General features: G+C 62.0%; 17 protein-coding genes. 8 read left to right on the top strand and 9 right to left on the bottom strand.

The genetic code is table 11. The features are described 5' to 3' along the window. Positions 1 to 83: 83 nt before the first annotated feature. Complete coding sequence (locus MQW23_RS15955) at positions 84 to 500, top strand: SRPBCC family protein (protein ID WP_252109202.1); 417 nt, start codon at positions 84 to 86, stop codon at positions 498 to 500. Continuing rightward, a complete protein-coding gene (locus MQW23_RS15950) occupies positions 493 to 1,161 on the top strand; it encodes a VTT domain-containing protein (RefSeq protein ID WP_252109201.1) in 669 nt (222 codons plus the stop codon). The genes MQW23_RS15955 and MQW23_RS15950 overlap by 8 nt, the downstream gene beginning before the upstream one ends. 12 nt (positions 1,162 to 1,173) lie before the next feature. Here the strand turns inward: MQW23_RS15950 and MQW23_RS15945 are convergent, their stop codons facing one another. From MQW23_RS15945 to MQW23_RS15910, 8 genes are all read right to left on the bottom strand, one after another. Continuing rightward, complete coding sequence (locus MQW23_RS15945; protein ID WP_252109413.1) at positions 1,174 to 1,413, bottom strand: DUF2789 domain-containing protein; 240 nt, start codon at positions 1,411 to 1,413, stop codon at positions 1,174 to 1,176. Positions 1,414 to 1,496: 83 nt separating this feature from the next. Then, entirely contained in the window at positions 1,497 to 2,573 is a 1,077-nt protein-coding gene (locus MQW23_RS15940) for an asparaginase (protein ID WP_252109200.1), read from the bottom strand. Then, complete coding sequence (locus tag MQW23_RS15935; RefSeq protein WP_252109199.1) at positions 2,570 to 3,778, bottom strand: MFS transporter; 1,209 nt, start codon at positions 3,776 to 3,778, stop codon at positions 2,570 to 2,572. The genes MQW23_RS15940 and MQW23_RS15935 overlap by 4 nt, the downstream gene beginning before the upstream one ends. A 2-nt stretch (positions 3,779 to 3,780) precedes the next feature. After that, positions 3,781 to 4,284 (bottom strand): hypothetical protein, encoded by a 504-nt coding sequence (locus tag MQW23_RS15930; RefSeq protein WP_252109412.1) that lies wholly within the window; start codon positions 4,282 to 4,284, stop codon positions 3,781 to 3,783. Between the two features lie 80 nt (positions 4,285 to 4,364). Further along, positions 4,365 to 5,642 carry a DEAD/DEAH box helicase gene (locus MQW23_RS15925; RefSeq protein WP_252109198.1) on the bottom strand — a complete coding sequence of 426 codons (1,278 nt, stop codon included), beginning with the start codon at positions 5,640 to 5,642 and terminating at the stop codon, positions 4,365 to 4,367. 220 nt (positions 5,643 to 5,862) lie between these two features. Then, the gene (locus MQW23_RS15920; RefSeq protein ID WP_252109197.1) at positions 5,863 to 6,450 is read right to left on the bottom strand and encodes a PqiC family protein; all 588 of its coding nucleotides are present in this window, start codon (positions 6,448 to 6,450) and stop codon (positions 5,863 to 5,865) included. 12 nt (positions 6,451 to 6,462) lie between these two features. Next, positions 6,463 to 8,145 (bottom strand): intermembrane transport protein PqiB, encoded by a 1,683-nt coding sequence (gene pqiB, locus MQW23_RS15915; RefSeq protein WP_252109196.1) that lies wholly within the window; start codon positions 8,143 to 8,145, stop codon positions 6,463 to 6,465. Then, on the bottom strand, positions 8,138 to 9,520 hold the full coding sequence (locus tag MQW23_RS15910) for a paraquat-inducible protein A (protein WP_252109195.1): 1,383 nt from the start codon (positions 9,518 to 9,520) through the stop codon (positions 8,138 to 8,140). The genes pqiB and MQW23_RS15910 overlap by 8 nt, the downstream gene beginning before the upstream one ends. 183 nt (positions 9,521 to 9,703) lie before the next feature. Here MQW23_RS15910 and MQW23_RS15905 point away from each other — a divergent pair, with 183 nt between their 5' ends. The 6 genes from MQW23_RS15905 to MQW23_RS15880 all read left to right on the top strand — a co-directional run bounded on the left by MQW23_RS15905 (position 9,704) and on the right by MQW23_RS15880 (position 17,710). Continuing rightward, on the top strand, positions 9,704 to 10,678 hold the full coding sequence (locus MQW23_RS15905) for a calcium/sodium antiporter (RefSeq protein WP_252109194.1): 975 nt from the start codon (positions 9,704 to 9,706) through the stop codon (positions 10,676 to 10,678). 203 nt (positions 10,679 to 10,881) lie between these two features. Continuing rightward, complete coding sequence (locus MQW23_RS15900) at positions 10,882 to 12,297, top strand: cytochrome ubiquinol oxidase subunit I (protein ID WP_252109193.1); 1,416 nt, start codon at positions 10,882 to 10,884, stop codon at positions 12,295 to 12,297. A gap of 2 nt (positions 12,298 to 12,299) precedes the next feature. Further along, positions 12,300 to 13,301, top strand: a complete 1,002-nt coding sequence (cydB, locus tag MQW23_RS15895; RefSeq protein ID WP_252109192.1) for a cytochrome d ubiquinol oxidase subunit II — start codon at positions 12,300 to 12,302, stop codon at positions 13,299 to 13,301. Positions 13,302 to 13,305: 4 nt separating this feature from the next. Then, a complete protein-coding gene (cydD, locus tag MQW23_RS15890; RefSeq protein ID WP_252109191.1) occupies positions 13,306 to 14,979 on the top strand; it encodes a thiol reductant ABC exporter subunit CydD in 1,674 nt (557 codons plus the stop codon). Next, positions 14,976 to 16,685 (top strand): thiol reductant ABC exporter subunit CydC, encoded by a 1,710-nt coding sequence (cydC, locus tag MQW23_RS15885; protein ID WP_252109190.1) that lies wholly within the window; start codon positions 14,976 to 14,978, stop codon positions 16,683 to 16,685. The genes cydD and cydC overlap by 4 nt, the downstream gene beginning before the upstream one ends. Positions 16,686 to 16,711: 26 nt before the next feature. Beyond that, complete coding sequence (locus MQW23_RS15880) at positions 16,712 to 17,710, top strand: adenosine deaminase (protein WP_252109189.1); 999 nt, start codon at positions 16,712 to 16,714, stop codon at positions 17,708 to 17,710. Between the two features lie 140 nt (positions 17,711 to 17,850). On the opposite strand, the gene MQW23_RS15875 is transcribed toward MQW23_RS15880, so the two are convergent. Further along, the coding region (locus tag MQW23_RS15875; protein ID WP_252109188.1) for a hypothetical protein at positions 17,851 to 18,048 on the bottom strand (198 nt) is incomplete at its 5' end.

Below are 18,048 nucleotides of genomic sequence, written 5' to 3'. Positions count from 1 at the left end.
GCTACCCTGCGCCAGCGCTTGGGTTCGCTTGCGTCAGGCGGCGCGGCGCCCGGCACGTTCATTCAGCTTTTCGAGACGCACTCATGGCGACCATAGAACACAGCGAAATCGTCCACGCTCCGCCGGAGCAGGTATTTGAACTGCTCCGGCGCGTCGAGGATTTCGCCGACTACTCCGATATGATCCACTCGATCGACACGCTCGGGGATAACCGCTACCGCTGGCACGTCCGCGCCGTCGGCATGGACTGGGCCTTCGATGTAGAGGTCACCGAGATAGAGCCCCCGCATACGCTTGCCTGGGAGTCGCTTGACGGGGTAAAAAACCAGGGGCGCTACCGGCTCGAGCCAGTCGAGCAGGGCACTCGCGTTTCGCTCACCCTGACCTACGACATTCGCAACCGCTTGATGGAAAAAGCTGTCAACAAGGCCGCCAAACCCATGGTCGGCAAGGTGAGTCGGCAGATCCTCGAGCGGGTCGAAGCCCGGCTCAATGGCTAGGCACGGGCACGCCTGCTGGCGCTGGGTGGCCCTGTTTGCCCTGCTGGCAATGCTTGGCTACGTCTGGCTCTGGTACTCGCCGAACTTATCGGCCCTCAAGCGCTGGGCTGCCGAGACGTCCCATCACCCGGCCATCATCGCAAGCGTCATGCTGATCATGGCGGCCACGCTTGCCGTCGGGCTTCCCGGCAGTATCGGCCTTTGGCTGATCGCGCCGTTCTATCCGCCGCTCGCCGCGACCCTGATGCTCACTTTGAGTAGCGTCGCCGGTGCCTGGGCGGCCTACCTGCTGGCCGCGCGGTTTCGCACACGAATTAATCCCGGCGGACTTACCGCGCGCGTGATGCAAACGCTCGAGCGGCGAAGCGATCTGCTGACCCAGTGCGCGCTCAGGATTTTGCCGGGGTTTCCTCATTCGGTGATCAACTACGCCGCCGGTCTTGGCGGGCTTGCGCTTGGGCCTTACCTCGCCGCGGCGGCGCTGGGCCTTTCGATCAAGTGGGGCGTTTACAGTAGCGCGATTTATAAGACGCTCGAAGCGATCGAGCAGGAGAGCGCGCTGCAGTTCGACGTATTGCTGCCGCTTCTGGCGTTAACGCTTCTGCTGCTGGCCGGGGCCTGGTATCGGCGCCGCGTAGACGCGGCGCGCGAGGGGCATTGAAAAGCGGGGGTGTCAGTGCGGCTGGTGCATGGCGGCGTCGAGATGGCCTACGACTTCGGCCCAATCCGCATCATCGGCAATCGCTTCGCGCAAGAACGCGGCCTGAGCGTCGTTCCAGCAGCTCGCCTCGGCAATCGGCGTGGATGCGGGAAGCTCCCCGTGCTCTTCGATGAACGCCTCGATGGAGGCCTTGTCCGAGGCAAGCCCCAGCTGTTCGAAAAGATCGCTGAATTCGTGTACGGGTTGATCCATCATTTTCATCCTTTCCTTGGGTTGTCATCGACAAGGCGAAGCCTTGCCTTAAAAAAATAGTCCGAATATCGCACGGCGCCAGCCTAACCCTGGCGCTCACCAACCAGCGGCGTCAAAAAGCGCCGGCGGCGGTCCGCTTCAGCGATCGGCTGAGCCAACAGGTGCACGAGTTTGGTGAGCGCCGCCTCCGGCGTCATGTTCGCCCCCGAAAGCACGCCGGCATCGAAAAGCCCCGCGCCCGCGGCGTAGGTGCTGAAACGAACGCTTCCCTGGGGGCAGGTGCTCACCGCAGCTAGCAGCTTGCCCTCGCCGCAGGCCTTGGCCAGCACGGCTAAAAGCGCCGGGTCATTAGGCAGGTTGCCCGCTCCCCAAAGCTGAAGCAGCGCGCCTTTCACTCGCGCATCTCCCAGCAGCGCTTCCAACTGCCAAGCGCTGATGCCAGGCCACAGCGCGATGCGCGCCACCTCGCCCTGGGCGAGCGTCGCGTAGCTTGCAAGCTCGAAACGGGGCGCGCCGCGCTGGCTTCTACCGAGCCCGCGGCTTGGGTACTCGATGAAATCCTCGTCGACGCGCTCGCCTAGAAGCGGGTAGTTGGGGCTTTCGAACGCTTTGGGGGCTTCGCTGTGCTGTTTGACGCTTCGCACGCCGCGCAGAAGCGTTCCCGCGAAGTAGACCGCCACCTCCTTGAGGGTCGCGCTTGCGGCGTAGCGAAGCGCGCCATAGGCGTTGGCGAGTGCGTCGCTGTTGGGTGCTTCCAGCGGCTGCATGGCGCCGGTCACGACCACGGGCCGGTCGAGCCCCTGTAGCTGGTAGGCAAGGCTCGAGGCGGTGAGGCTCAGCGTATCGGTGCCGTGAAGTACCACGAAGCCCCGGTAATCGGCAAACCGCTCGGCGATTAGCGCGCCGATGCGCTGCCAAGTGAGCGGGGTGGCCGCGCTGGAATCGATCAGCGGCTCGAGGCTTTCGACCTCGAAGGCCGGAAGCTGGCTTTGCTGATCGATCGAGAGCGTTTCAAGCGCCCGCGCCAGACGTGTTTCGAACCCACTGCCGGGCGCCAAGCCAGCGGCACTGGCGTGCATGCCGATCGTGCCGCCGGTGTAGATCACGAGTACGCGCTCGCCGCTTTGGGCGTCGTCACGAAGCCTGGGAGCCCTATTCATGCCATGTCCTGTCGAGTAACGTGAAGCCTTCCGGCAGCGTCGTCGAGCTGGCGGTTGCGCCCGGCCAGGTGGGCGAAAACGAAGCAGACCCCGATTAGCGCCAACAAGAGCCAGGCAATGTGCTCGATACGCGCGCCCACCTGAAGCAGCAGGCCCACGCCAAAAGGCCCGGCGGCGGCGATGGTATAGCCGCCGCCCTGAACCAGCCCGGAGAGCTTTCCGGCAAGCCCCGCATTAGCGGTTCGCAGCACCAAAAGCCCGAGCGCCAGGCTGAAACAGCCGCCCTGGCCCACGCCGAGAGAAAGCGCCCCTAGCCAGCGCCAACCGAGCGGGGCGATCATCAAAAGGAAAAGCCCCAGGGCGGTCGCGGCGAGCATGATGAAAAGCGCCGGGCGCTGGTCACGACCGAGACGTGCAAGCCAGGGCGCGCAGAGCGCCGAACCAAGCTGACACACGATCGAAACCGCCATGATGAAGCCTGCCTCGCTCTCCCCGTAGCCCCGGTAAATCAAAAGCGACGGCAGCCAGCCAAAAACGATATAGGCCATGGAGGACTGAAGCCCCATGTAGAGCATGATCTGCCAGGTCAACGGCTGGCGCAAAAGCGCGGACAGCGACGCGCTGGCGGTGGCTGTCTGAACGCTCGCGGTTGGTTTGGGCGCAAAGGAGACCCATAGCATCAGCGAGATAAACGCAAGCAGTCCCCAGCTTGCCAGGCTCAAGGGCCAGCCGCCCAGCGCGTTGGCCAGGGGAACGGAGAGCCCAGCCCCCAGCGCGCCGCCAAGGCAGAGCGCCATGGTGTAAAGCCCGGTCAAAAGGTCCGCACTTTGAGGCAGCTCGCGTTTAACGAGCCCCGGAAGCAATGTGCCGGCGATGCCGATGGAGGCACCCGCTAGGGCGGTGGCGACGAACAGCACCCCATCGAGCGGCAAGGGGCGAAGCAGCAGCGCCGCGGTCAAAAGCGCTAAGGCCGCGCTCAGCGCCCGCTCGGCGCCCAGCCGGCGCGAGAGCAGAGGGGCCAAGGGCGCGGCAAGGCCTAGTGAGAGTACCGGCAGGGTGGTCAGCAGGCCCGCCGCCGCCGGGCTGAGCCCGGCGTTTTCCTGAAGGCGGTTTAGAAGCGGCGCCACCGATGAAAGCGCAGGACGCAGATTCAGTCCCACCACGAACATCAAGACGATAAACGATAGCGTTCGCTTCGAAGCCATGGCTATTTGAGATGCGGTCTCAGGTCGCCCCGAGCGACGTCCATCAGGGTGATGAAGTGATAATCTTCCGGCGTTTCCAGGCAGTCGACGCGAACGTCGGTACGCATACCCTTGTTGATGTCGAGCTTCTCGAAAATCTCGAGCGTGACCTTGCGCGCAGGCTTGTCGCCGGGCGAAAGAATTCCATCGTCGAGGGTGAAGATTTCCAGCAGCGTGGCGCGCACGCGGGTGGTGTTGCCTTCACTGAGTACGCGGCGAATGAACAGCCACCCTTCACACACCAGCGCCGAGGTTTCATCGCTTTCACGCATAAACAGCGTGCGGTAGCAGGCGCCTTCGGTGGCCGCCTTGTCCGCCATGCTGCGGTAGGCCTGAATAACCTGATTGGGCGTTACCTTCGCATCCTCGAGACGCTGAGCAATGCCCTGATGTTCACGGCTTAGCTGCTCCTGGCGTTGAAAGACCAGCCACTGCCGATAATCATTGATACGTTGAGACGCCATAATCACTCCCTGAACAGGTTCTGCTGGGCGCGAAAGGCGCGCGCCCGAAAACGCACGACTTTCGCATATTCACCGACGACGCGCTAGCGGCGGGCGCGCCGACGCGGCGCCTTGTCCGATTTCTCGCCCTGGCGCTGGTTCTGGCTCGAGCGTTGGCCCTGGCCGCGCCCACCGCCGGGTTGACGCTGGCCGCGACGGCCGTTTTCGATCGGCTGGGGCTTGGCGTTGGGGTCGGGCTCGAAGCCGGGCTCGATCTTTTTCGGCAGAGTTTGTTTGATCAACTTCTCGATGCCGGCCAGCAGCGCGTGCTCATCGACGCACACCAGCGATACCGCCTCGCCGTTGCTGCCGGCGCGGCCGGTACGCCCGATGCGGTGGACGTAATCCTCGGCGACGTTGGGCAAGTCGAAGTTGACCACGAAGGGCAGCTCGTCGATATCGAGCCCGCGGGCTGCGATATCGGTGGCCACCAGCACCTGCAAATCGCCGCTTTTGAACGCGCCCAGCGCCCGCGTACGCGCGCCTTGGCTCTTGTTGCCGTGGATCGCCATGGCCGGAATTTCCTGCTTGGATAGCTGCTCGGCCAGGCGGTTGGCGCCGTGTTTGGTACGGGTGAAAACTAGTACCTGGAACCAGCCGTGCTGGCTGATCAGGTGCGCCAAAAGCTCACGCTTTTTCTCACGATCGACGCGATACACGCTCTGCTCGATCTTTTCGGCGGTGGTGTTACGCGGAGCGACTTCAACCAGCGCCGGATTATCCAGCAGTTGGGTGGCCAGCGTCTGGATCTCGTTGGAGAAGGTAGCGGAGAAGAGCAGGTTTTGCCGCTTGTTCGGCAAAAGCTTCAAAATACGCTTGATGTCGTGAATGAAGCCCATATCGAGCATGCGGTCGGCTTCGTCGAGCACCAGGATTTCGACCTGGGAGAGGTCGACGTGGCCCTGCTGCTGCAGATCCATCAGCCGCCCCGGGGTGGCGATCAGAACGTCGAGGCCGTTCTTAAGCGCTTGGACCTGCGGGTTCTGGCCTACGCCGCCGAAAATAATGTGCGACTTGAGCGACAGATACTTGCCGTAATCGGTCACGCTTTCACCGACCTGAGCGGCCAGCTCGCGAGTGGGCGTCAGCACCAGCGCGCGCACCTGGCGCTTACCCGGGCGTTTGCCGTTGTTTAAAAGCTGTAAAAGCGGAAGCGTAAACCCGGCGGTCTTGCCCGTGCCGGTCTGGGCGCTGGCCAGCAAATCGCGCCCGGCCAATACCAGCGGAATGGCTTTTTGCTGGATGGGCGTTGGCTGGGTATAGCCCTGGGTGCTAATGGCGCGTAGTAAGTCGTCCTGCAGACCAAGTTCGGTAAAGCTCATGCGTTCTCCGCCATCGCACAGCGAAGGCGCTCGTGCGCGCTTGCTGGGCCAGGTTCGTAATGAATAAAAACGCGCGGGTAGCCCCGCGCGGCAGCGAAGTTTGCCAGATAGCGCGCCTGGCTGCGAGGGGCATTTGAGATCGACGCTTTTTTAGCGCCCCGCAAAGACCCCGCGCGCGGCGCAAAACACCGAGCGCGAGAGGGGCGTTGTGAGAAGGGGATTAGAAGTAGTTACCGGTACGAATTTCCAAAGCGATATCGCTTGCGACTTGATCCAGGCTCTGGCCTAGGGCGCGCACCAGCGCCGGGTAGCCGTCCTCTCGAAGCTCGGTTTCGGCGTGGAAGCTCTCGAAAGCCAAAAGTTCGTTGCCCGCGCCTCGAAGCTGCCACTGGCCGCTGGCAACGGCGTTGCCATCGTAGCGCCCTTGGAACTGATCCACTTCGAGCGAGAGCGTCAGCGCCTCGTTTTGGCGGCCCTGGGCACCCACCACCTGCACAAGCGGAAGCTCTTGAGAGAGCCGCGCGCGCAGGCCGCGCTCGAGTTGGCGGCCAAGCTCTTCCGCCCACTGGTGCTCGCGCGCCGCGTTAAGCGTAATGTCGTCGAGCTGCATGACGATGCCGTCGACGTCCAGGTAGTGCGAAATCCTGGGTGCGCCCACCTGCAGCGTATGCGTCGTTGCGGTGGCTGGCGTGGAGATCGGCGTGGCGGGCAGCATATAGCGCGCCGGCGGCGTCACGCTCGAGGCGCAGCCGCCGAGAAAAATGCCAAGCCCCATGATGGCGGCGAATGTCAGCGTTGGGTTGCGCATGGCGTCATCCTTTTATCGCGGGGCGCGCGGAATCGGGTCTTCCGCATCCAGATTATCGAAAAGCAGCGCTCGCGGATTCTCGTTGAGGGTGCGCGTCAGCGGCTGCAGATCGCGCATCAACCGGTCGAGGCGCTCGATGGCCGACGTCAGATCCTGATAGGCCGGCGACGAGGGTGAAAGCCCTTCGATCGTCGTGCGCAGCTCTTCGAGCGTGGCGTTGACGTTGCCGCCAAGTGACCGGGTGTCCGGGTCGCTTAGAATTGCGTTGAGCGACGAGCTCACTTCGCGCACCTCGTCGAGCACGCTTTCGGAGGCCTGCAGGTTGCGATCGAGCCCGGCCAGTAGCGGCTCCACTTCGAGCGCGTTGAGCTTGTCCAGAAGGCTCGTTACCTGGGCCTGAATCTGGGCGAAGCCGCCGGCGACGGTGGGGAAAATGGTGCGCTCGGAGAAGGTCTCGTTGACGTATTCACCGGCCAAGTCGCGCTGGAAATTGAGGTCGACGAACAGCGCCCCGGTCAACAGGCTGCCGTTTTTGAGCGAGGCGCGAAGCCCCAGATCGAACATGCGATTAAAGCGCGCCTCCCATTCGTCGAGGTCGATATCCTCGCTTTCGATGCCCAAACGTTGGGGTTCGATGCGGATCAGCACCGGAATAGCGAACTGTGCCCGGGAGTTGGGTTGCGGTGCGGTGAAGTTCCAGGGCACCGCGGCCACGGTGCCCATGCGTACGCCGCGAAACTCCACCGGCGCGCCGCGGGAAAGCCCGCGCACGGTGTCGTCCACCAGCAGCACGTACTCCAGATAGCGGTTGAATGTACCTTCCCGGGCGTCGTCCTCGTCGGCGTAGAGCGTAAAGCGGGCGTTGTTGGCCACCGGCCTTCCCATCGGCAGCTCCTCCGGCACGCCGAAGGTGACGCCGCCGCCTAAAAGCGCTTCGAGGGATTCTACGTTCACCCGCACGCCGTCGGCGTCGAGGCGAAAATCGATGCCGCTGGCGCTCCAAAAGCGCGTGCTGTCGGTGACGAGCTGCGCGTAGGGCTCCTCGATAAAGATCTGGTGCTGCATGGTGCGCGACTCCGCATCGAAGCGGTTGTCCTCGACGCGGCCTACGGTATACCCCTGGTAGGATACCGGGTCGCCTACACGTAGGGAGTTGCCAAGCTGGCTGACCAGGCTAATTTGTAGCCCCGCCTGGCCGGCCACCGCCACTGGCGGCACGTCGCTTAGCTCGAATTCGCGGCGCGGCTCTTCGGAGCGGCCGGGCTGAAGCTGGATGTAGGCGCCGGAAAGCACCGTGCCGAGCCCGCTGATGCCTTCGCGGCCGATACGCGGCTTGACCACCCAAAAGCGGCTGTCCTCGCGCAGCATCGCCTCGGCTTCGGGCTGGATGCGCGCGCTCATCACCGCGTGGGATAGGTCGTCGGAAAGCCGCACGCTCTGCACGATCCCGATCTCCACGTTGCGGCTTCGAATCAGAGTGCTGCCGGCCTCGATGCCTTCGGCATTGTTGGTGGTCAGGGTAATTAGCGTCCCGCGGCTGGTGTAGTTGTCGTAAACCAGCCAAAGCCCGATCACCAGCGCGACGATCGGCACGATCCAAATGGGCGACAGGCGTGTCTGACGAGATGATTTGGCCCGATGCTGCTCGTTCTCTTCGGGTGGGGGTGTATCGAGTTGCGGTGAATCCTCAGCCATCCACTGATTCCTTGGTCGCTAGTTTAAACCTGGTGTTGAGCCTGTGCCTGATAGGGCGCGGGGGTGGGGTGTCCCACAGAAGGCGCGGGTCGAAGGCCATCGCGGCGAGCATGGTTAGCACGACCACCGAGCCAAAGGCAAGCGCGGCGGGGCCTGGGGTGATCGACATCAGCGAGCCCGCGCGAATTAGCGCCACCAAAATGGCGACGACGAAGACATCGACCATCGACCAGCGGCCGATGAACTCGGTCAGCCGGTAGAGCCGGGTGCGGCTTTGCGCCTTGAGCTCGTCACTTCGCTTGGCAATCAGGCAAAGCCAGGCCAGCGCGAACAGCTTGCCCACCGGAACGATGACACTGGCAATGAAAATCACCGCCGCCACCGGCCAGGAGCCCATCTGAATGAGCTGCACTACGCCGCCGATAATGGTCGATGGCGAGCTCGAGCCGAGGCTGGTAGTAGTCATGATAGGGTAAAGGTTGGCAGGAATATACATGACCGTGGCGGCGAACAGCAGCGCCCAGGTGCGCTGCAAACTGTGCGGCACGCGCCGGTGAAGCGTCTCGTGACAGCGCTGGCAGCGCACCTTGCCTGTTGCGGGCAGGCGATTGATCAGCCCGCAGGTCGGGCAGCCCGTCACGCCCTGGACGGCGGCGGTCGTGCCGGTCAGCGTGCCTTCCGGGGCCAGCGGCTCGCCTTCCAGTGAAAACCACATCCAGTCGGCATCCAGCGACTGGCTGGTTTTAAGCAAAAGGATGGCGAAGATGCAAAAGGCCCAGAAGGAGATGCCCAAATGAATCTGGGCGAGCCCGGCGACCTTGATCAGGCTCACCAGCGCGCCGATGATGAAGACATCGGCCATCATCCAGGGAAGAAAGTGGGCGAGCGAGCGGGCGATATCGCGGCTATAAGGCATGTGGCGGCCGCGCAGAAGCCCGTACTGCAGCCACATGACGCCAAACAGGTAGAGCGCCGGCAGTACGGCGATGGTCATGATCACCGCGATGGCCACTAATGGCTGGTGAAAGTTGATCAGCGTGGTGGCGGTCTGGGTCAGCTCGATGCGGTTACTCACGCCGCTGACGTTGAAGCTAACGAAGGGAAACGACACCGCCACTAGTAGCGCCACGAACGCCGCGATCGCCAGCGCCATACTGCGCTGGGCAGGGTAGCGGTGGCGTTTGACTAAAGTGTGCAAGCAGCGCGGGCAGGAGGCTTTTTCACCGGAGCCCAGCGGCGGTAGGGCGCTGACCCAGTCGCATTCGTGGCAGGCGCGCAGGCGCCGGCGCGTCAGCCGCGTCTCCGGCGGCAGCGTATCGACTAGCGGCGGTAAAAGCGCCACGGTAGGCCGTTTCTTGAACTGGTAGTAGCGCAATTCGATCGTCTCGACAATGCTTTGGGTTCGATTAATACGTTGAGCGCTCAGGGCTGTCAAACGCCGCTGACCGCTTCCCAAACAAAATAGCTCAAACGGTCGATGTGCACTTGACCCGCGGCACTGGCTGAATAACGATGCGGGCGCTTTTGCCTCTTTTATACTCCTGACGAAGGACTTCGTATGCTGCTCGCTGCTTTGGCGGTCGTGATTGGTTTGGTGCTGCTCATTTGGAGCGCGGAAAAATTCATCGAGGGGGCCGCGGCGACCTCGCGCTGGCTCGGGCTTTCGCCGTTGTTGATCGGGATGCTGGTCATCGGGTTCGGCACCTCAGCCCCGGAAATGATGGTGTCGGTGCTGGCGGCGCTTCAGGGCAACCCGGGCCTTGCCGTCGGTAACGCCTACGGATCCAATATTGCCAACATCGGCCTGGTGCTGGGGTTCATTGCGCTGCTGGCGCCGTTGGCCGTGCATTCGAGCGTGATTCGCAAGGAGATGCCGCTGCTGGTCATCGTCATGGCGCTGACCGGCTACATGCTGTTCGACGGCTGGGTATCGCGGCTCGAGGCGGTGGTGTTGCTCGTGGCGCTGGTACTGTTCATCGGCTACAGCATCTGGCATTCACGCACTCAGCAGCAGGACCCGCTGGTAGAGGAGGTGACCCAAAACCTCGATGCCCAGCCCATGTCCAAAGGCAAGTCGGTGGCCTGGACGCTGATCGGGCTGGTGCTTTTGATCGCAAGCTCGCGGATGCTGGTGTGGGGTGCGGTCGAAATCGCCCAGGCTTTCGGTGTCAGCGATTTGATCATCGGCCTGACCGTGGTGGCGGTGGGTACTTCACTTCCCGAACTCGCCTCGTCGATCAGCGCGCTGCGCCGGCGCGAACACGACATGGTGCTGGGCAACGTCGTGGGCTCGAACCTTTTCAATAGCCTGGCGGTGGTGGGGCTTGCCGGCGTGATCACCCCGATCGAGGCCGGGCGCGAGGTGCTGGTGCGCGACTGGAGTGTAATGACCTGCATGACGCTTTTGATGGTGCTGTTCGCGTTTTCCTGGCGCGGACGCCCGCGGCGAATCAACCGGTTGGAAGGCGGCGTGCTGTTCGCGGCCTTTGTTGGCTACACCGCGTACATGGTCAGCGTAGTGGTCATGAGCTGAGCAATATCACGATAAATTGATGTGCGTCATTGCGACACATCATTGGCACCGAGCAGCCCGTGTAACCCGGGCGTTGACGCAGTAAGATGACAGCGTGAGTAAAAATTAGCCTGGCCAAGGCAACGGTCAACACCTTCCTGACACGACCAGGCTTTTGTTACCCATGGGCGCGCCTTACTTTTCCCCGGTTTCAGGAGAGTGTCATGGAACTCGACCCCTTGATGTTGTCGCGAATACAGTTCGCCTTCGTCGTCTGTTTTCACACGATCTTCCCCGTCTTCACCATAGGGCTTGCGTCCTACATTGCGCTGCTCCACGGACTCTTTTTCAAGACACAGAATCCGGCCTGGGATCGGCTGGCGCTGTTCTGGACAAGAGTCTTCGCCGTGGTGTTCGCCATGGGTGTGGTGTCGGGCATCGTGATGTCCTTTCAGTTTGGCACCAACTGGAGCAACTTCTCGCTGGCGGCGTCCAACTTCATCGGCCCGGTGCTGAGCTACGAAGTCGTGACCGCCTTCTTTCTCGAAGCGGCTTTTCTCGGCATTTTGCTCTTTGGGCGAGGCAAGGTGCCGGAGGGAGTTCACCTGTTTGCGGCCACGATGGTCGCGGTGGGCACCTTCATTTCCGCGTTCTGGATTCTCGCCGCCAATAGCTGGATGCATACGCCGGCCGGCGTGGAGTTGATCGATAACCGCTTCCACGTCACCTCCTGGAGCGCAGCGATCTTCAACCCCTCCTTCCCGTACCGCTTCGCCCATATGGCGGTGGCCTCGTTCATTACCGGTGGGTTCGTGGTGGCCGGCGTGAGCGCCTGGTTCCTGCTGCGCGGCCGTGACGTGACGGCGAACCGCCGGGCGCTTTCCATGTGTTTGTGGCTTTTGATGGTGCTAACGCCGGCTCAGGCGGTAATCGGTGATTACCACGGCCTCAACACCCTCGAGCACCAGCCGACCAAAGTGGCGGCGATGGAGGGGCACTGGGAAACTAGTGGCAACGTACCGCTGTTGCTGTTCGCGATCCCGGATCAGCAGGCCCAGGAAAACCACTTCGAAGTGGGTATTCCCAATCTTGCCAGCATGATTTTGACCCACACTCTCGACGGCGAGATCCCCGGCATCAGCGAAGTGTCGCCCGAGGAGCAGCCGCCGGTGGCGCTGGTGTTCTGGTCGTTTCGCGTGATGGTGGGCATTGGTCTTGTCATGATCGCCGTTGCCTTCGCCGGGCTGCTTCTGCGCCGTCGGGCCCGGGTCTATGAGAACACGCTTTATTTGAAAGTGCTGGTCGGCATGATCGCCACGCCGTTTCTCGCGGTGCTGGCTGGCTGGATCGTCACTGAATCTGGCCGTGCCCCTTGGCTCGTGTACGGCATGATGACCCACGCCGAAGGTCTGACGCCCTCGCTGACCGGCGGCATGGCGCTGTTCTCGCTCACCGGGTACGTGCTGGTCTACGCCATGGTGTTCTACGCCGGCATTTATTATCTCACCCGCGTGGTGCGCAACGGCATGCTGCCCCATGAGGCCCGTGCAGAGGTCGACCCGGACGCCGACCGTCCCAAGCGCCCGCTTTCTGCCGCGCATACCCCCTTTGACGACGACGTTGAGCCGGTCAGGAGCTAACCATGGAAATGTTCGATTTATCTATCATATGGGCTGTGATCATCGGGTTTGGCGTCATCATGTACGTGCTGATGGACGGCTTCGATCTGGGGATAGGCATTCTCTTTCCCTTCGCCCCGGACGAGGATGCCCGGGACGTCATGATGAACTCCGTTGCCCCGGTTTGGGACGGCAACGAAACCTGGCTGGTGCTGGGCGGGGCGGGGCTTTTAGGCGCCTTTCCGCTGGTCTACTCCGTCTTTTTGCCCGCGCTCTATATCGGCGTGTTCCTGCTACTGGCGGGGCTGATCTTCCGCGGTATCGCCTTTGAGTTTCGTTTCAAGTCGAGGCGCAACCGCCGCTGGTGGAACCGTGCGTTCTGCTGGGGCTCGGCGGTGGCGGCGTTCGCCCAGGGCGCGGTGGTCGGCGCCTATATTCAGGGCTTCTCAGTCGAGAATTTCGTCTACACCGGTGGTGCACTCGACTGGCTGACGCCGTTCTCCGTTCTCACCGGGCTTGGGCTGATGGCAGGCTATGCACTGTTGGGCGCGACCTGGCTGATCATGAAATCCGAAGGTTATATTCAAGAGTGGGCCTACAAGATCACGCCGATGCTGCTGGCGGCGGTTCTGATCGTATTCGCGATCATCAGCCTCTGGACACCGTTCATCGACGAACTCGTGTGGGAGCGCTGGTTCGGCCAGCTGCGCTTTATCTGGATCTTCCCGGCGCTGGCGCTGCTGTGCGCGTTCATCGTTTTTCGAAGTGTTCAGCACAAGCGCGAAGGCGTTCCGTTCGTGGCCACCGTAGGAATCTATGTGTTTACCTATCTTGGCCTGATTTTCAGCAAGTGGCCGGTGATCGTGCCGCCGAACTACACGCTGTGGGACGCCGCCTCGGCGCCGGAGTCGCAGCTTTTCTTGCTGATCGGCGTGCTCTTCGTCATTCCTGTCGTGCTGACCTACACTGCCTGGACCTACTGGGTGTTCCGCGGCAAGGTTCGCGTTGGCGAGGGGTATCACTAAACCCATGAGACCGGCACCCCATCCCCCTGCGACCCTGACGCCGCGCCAGTGGCTCAAGCAACTGGCACAGGTAGAGAAAAAAAGGCTTTTGGGCGCGGCGGTGTGCGGGGTGCTGGCCGGGGCCAGCACCACCGGCCTGCTGGTGGGGCTGGCTTGGCTCGTCGATCAGATCCTCGTACACGCCCGGCCGCTCTCAGAGCTTTCGGGCGTGTTTTTAATACTCTTAGCGTTAGTGGGCCTGCGCGCCGCACTCCAGTGGGGTCAGGAAGCACTGGCGTTCGAGGCGAGCCTTCGCATTCGCCAGCGAGTGAGAGTATCGCTTCTAGACAAGCTCGCCACGCTCGGCCCGCAGTGGTTGACACATCATCAAAGCGGGGCGCTGGCTACTCAGCTCGTCGAGCATGTCGACGCGCTTGAAGGCTATTTCGCGCGCTTTCACCCCCAACTTCGCATCGTACTGATACTGCCATTATTGATCGCGGCGGTCGTCGGTACGCTCGATTACGTCGTCGTCATCTTTTTGCTCTTGTCGGCCCCGCTGATTCCGCTGTTTATGGCGCTGGTAGGCATGGGCGCCGAACGGATGAATCGCGAGCAGTTCAGCGCCGTCTCCCGGCTCTCTGCCCACTTCGTCGACCGGGTACGCGGCATGAGTACGCTGCAGCTGTTCGGGCGCACGGCGAAAGCGCGCCGGGATGTCTGGTACGCCACCGACGAATATCGGCGGCTTTCGATGAAGACCCTGCGCCTGGCATTTCTCTCCTCGGCGGTGCTCGAGTTCTTTGCTTCTGTTGCCATCGCGGTGGTGGCGATGTACGTGGGCTTTGGGCTGCTTGGCTATCTCGATTTCGGCCCAGCGTCGTCGCTTTCGCTCTTTTCCGGGCTTGCCGTACTGCTGCTGGCGCCAGAGTTTTTCCAGCCGCTGCGCACGCTTTCTCAGCACTATCACGACCGAGCAACGGCGCTGGGCGCGGCGGAAAGCCTGGTGTTCATTCTCAACGAGCCCGATTGGATCGTCCATGAGCATTCCTCGCCTGAGCACTACCAGGCGCTTTGCGAGTTAAAGGGCGTGTCGATTGGCTACCCCCAGCGCGGAGCTATTTTATCCCACGTCGATCTAACGATTGCGCGAGGCGATATACTGGCGCTTACCGGCGCCTCCGGCAGTGGCAAGTCATCGCTTTTAGCGCTACTGGCGGGCTTCATGGCGCCGCAAAAGGGCGTGCGCTCGCGCCGCTCGGGACAGATTGCCTGGCTCGACCAAAGCCCTTGCCTGATTCAGGGAAGCCTTGCGGAGAATTTAAGGCTCGCCAACCCCGAGGCGAGTGAGGGGATGCTCCATCAAGCGCTCGCTCGGGCAGGCCTTGGTGAGCTCCTGGCCTCGCTGCCTTACGGGCTGGAAACGCCGCTTGGCGAGCGCGGCGTGGGGCTTTCCGGCGGGCAGGCGCAGCGGCTGGCGCTGGCACGGGTGTATCTAAGCGATGCGCCGCTGGTGCTGCTCGATGAGCCGACCTCGAATCTCGACGCCGCCACCGAGGCGCTGGTGATCGAGGCGCTCAACGCTTGGGCCAGGGATGGGCGCACGCTGGTGATCGCGACCCACCACCCTCAGGTGCTGACGATCGCTACCCGCCATCTTCACTGTGAAGGCGGCCGCGTTTTGGAGGTCACGCCATGAAAGAGCTCGTTTGTGCTTTCCGCCCCTGGATTTTTCTGCTGACAAGGCGTCGGCGCGTGTTTTTGATCGGCGCGGCGCTGGCACTAACCACGATAGTAGCAGGGCTTGCGCTGTTGGGGCTCTCGGGCTGGTTCATCACCGCCTGCGCCTTCGCCGGTATTGCGTTGGCGGCGGGGCTGCCTTCGACGCTGGATATCTACGTGCCCGGTGGCGGCATCCGTTTTTTTGCACTGCTTCGCACCGTTGCGCGCTACGTCGAGCGTCTTTATAACCACAACGCGGTGCTGACGCTGCTGGCGGATCTGCGCTTTAAGGTGTTCGGCTATCTCACCCACCTCGACCCGGCCACCTTGAGCCGGCGCCGGGCAGGCGACTGGCTGACTCGGCTGACCGCCGATATCGACATCCTCGATAACTTCTACCTGCGCTTGCTCATGCCGCCGCTAGTGGCACTATTGGCGATCGGTTTGCTTTCGCTTTTCATCGCGCTTTGGCTGCCGGGGCTTGCGGTGATTGTGGGGATTAGTCTTGGCGCGCTGTGGGCGGTGTTAACGCTTGGCTTCGCTTGGCTTGGATTTCGCCAGAGCTATCAACAGGTGCGCGATCAGAGCGCGCTGCGTAACCGGGTGCTCGACCAGATCCAGGCCAGCGCCGAGCTTGAAAGCTACCAAACCAGGCGTTGGCACCAGACGCATATCGAGGCGCTGGAGGCCCGTGCTGGCGCCAACCAGCGTCGGCTGGCGGCGAAGTCGGCGCTGGGTAACGCGCTGATCCTGCTCGTTACCGGCGTGCTTTTAATCGGGGCGCTCTGGCTTGTAAGTCAGGCCGCACTCGTCGGTGACATTACATCGCCGGTGGCAATCATGCTGCTACTGGTCGTGCTCGGCGCCGGTGAGCTTTTCACGGCGCTGCCGTCCGCGTTCATTAAACTCGGGGCGAGCTATGCAAGCGTTCAGCGCCTCAATCAGTTAACGCCGAAGGCCGTTTCTGACGAGCAGCTTTGCGCGGTATTTCCAGAAGGCGCTCCTGGTGTCAGCGTGACGCTGAATGACGCCGGCTATACCTATCCGGCCATGCTGGCGCCGGCGCTATCAGGAATTTCACTGGAAGTACCTGCCGGCGCGCGCGTGGCGATTACCGGCGTATCCGGGGCGGGCAAATCGACGCTCGCTCATCTGATTCTCGGGCGACTGGCGCCGAGTAGCGGGAGTGTGATGGTGGGGGTGCAAGCGCCTTACGCGCTTTCAAACGATGAGCGCGCCAACGGCTTCGCTTTTCTTTCCCAGCAGGTCGATCTTTTTGATGCCACTCTTGCCGATAATCTTCGTCTGGCCAATGAGTCCGCCGACGACGAAGCGCTTTGGCAGGCGCTCGAGCGCGTGGCGCTGGCCGACTGGGTGCGCCGCGAGCCCCAGGGGCTTCAAACGCCGGTAGGGGAGAAGGGGCGTAAGCTCTCCGGTGGGCAGGCCCGGCGCGTTGCGTTGGCACGCCTTTTTCTGCGCAACCCAAGCGTTGTCCTGCTGGATGAGCCTTTTGCCGGCGTGGATAGTGACACCGCGCGCCACTTGGCGGCGTCGCTCGATCAGTGGCTCGAGGGTCGAACGGCGATCTACTTCGTCCACCAGATCGACGATGTATCGCTGCTTCCCGGGCTCACGTATAGTCACTCTCTGCGCCACGGCCAGCTGGATTTGTCCAGCGTTTGATGCCGTATCTGTTAAAGGGAGAAACCATGCACGACTACCTGCGCCAACTGCCCAAAACCGAGCTTCACCTGCATATCGAGGGGTCGCTCGAGCCGGAGCTGATGTTTCGTCTCGCCCAACGCAACGGTATCGTGCTCGATTACGCGAGCGTCGAGGACGTCAAGGCGGCGTACCGGTTCGATAACCTGCAGGGGTTTCTGGATCTCTACTACCAGGGCATGAACGTGCTGCGCACTCGCGAGGATTTTTACGATCTCGCGATCGACTATTTCAAGCGCGCAAGCGATGAAGGCGTGGTGCATATCGATATGCACTTCGACCCCCAGGCGCACCTGGTTCGCGGCGTGGCGCTTTCCGAGGTAATGGAGGGGCTCTTTCGGGCGAAAGAGGAAGCCGAGACGTCGCTGGATCTTTCAGTCGGCATGATCATGGCGTTTCTGCGCGACCGCACCGAGGAGGAGGCGATCGATGTGTTCGAGCAGGCCGCTCCCTACTGGTCGCGGCTCGACGCCATTGGCCTCGATAGCGCCGAGCGGAACAATCCGCCGGTCAAGTTCAAGGCGCTGTTCGAGCGTGCCGCTAAAGAAGGGTTGGCGCTGGTCGCCCACGCCGGCGAAGAGGGGCCAGCAGACTACATCCGCCAGGCGCTCGACGAGCTTAAGATAACGCGAGTGGATCATGGTGTGCGCTGCCTGGAAGATAGCGAGCTGGTCGAGCGTCTGCGAAACGATCAAACCGTGCTGACCGTTTGCCCACTTTCGAACGTTTGCCTGAAAGTGATCGATGAGCTTGGGGAGCATCCGCTTCCCGCGCTCATCGAAAAGGGGCTGAAAGTCACCATCAGCTCGGATGACCCGGCCTATTTCGGCGGCGGTTTGCTGGCCAATCACATCGCCTGTCGCGATGCCTTTGGGTGGGATGAAAACGTGTTTACAGTGCTCAACCGTAACGCATTGGAAGAAGCCTTCATTGCCGAGCCGCGCCGTAAAGAGCTGCTCCAGCGCCTCGATTCAATGGGAAAGTGATAAAAGTTGCGCTATAGGGTTGACGTATAACCATAAGTGGGTAGAATACGCACCACATCGAACGGGCAGCGCCCTTCGGTAAGCTCTTTAACAATTTGATCAGGCAATTCATGTGGGCGTTTGCCGATGAGGGTGACAAGTCACCTTATATCAAGGCAGACGAACACAGCGATACCTTTCAAGGTATCACGGTAAATTCGTTTGAACCTTGAGCCAAGATTGATTCGCCTCTGCGTCACGTCTTCGTATGTGGGGCAGGCAAGAATCACACTGATTTTAAACTGAAGAGTTTGATCATGGCTCAGATTGAACGCTGGCGGCAGGCTTAACACATGCAA

The organism is Halomonas sp. S3-1-1 (genome assembly GCF_023757625.1).
Classification (GTDB): Bacteria; Pseudomonadota; Gammaproteobacteria; order Pseudomonadales; family Halomonadaceae; genus Vreelandella.
The sequence above is the reverse complement of the archived record's forward strand: the minus strand, read 5'-3'. Positions and strand labels throughout refer to the sequence as shown.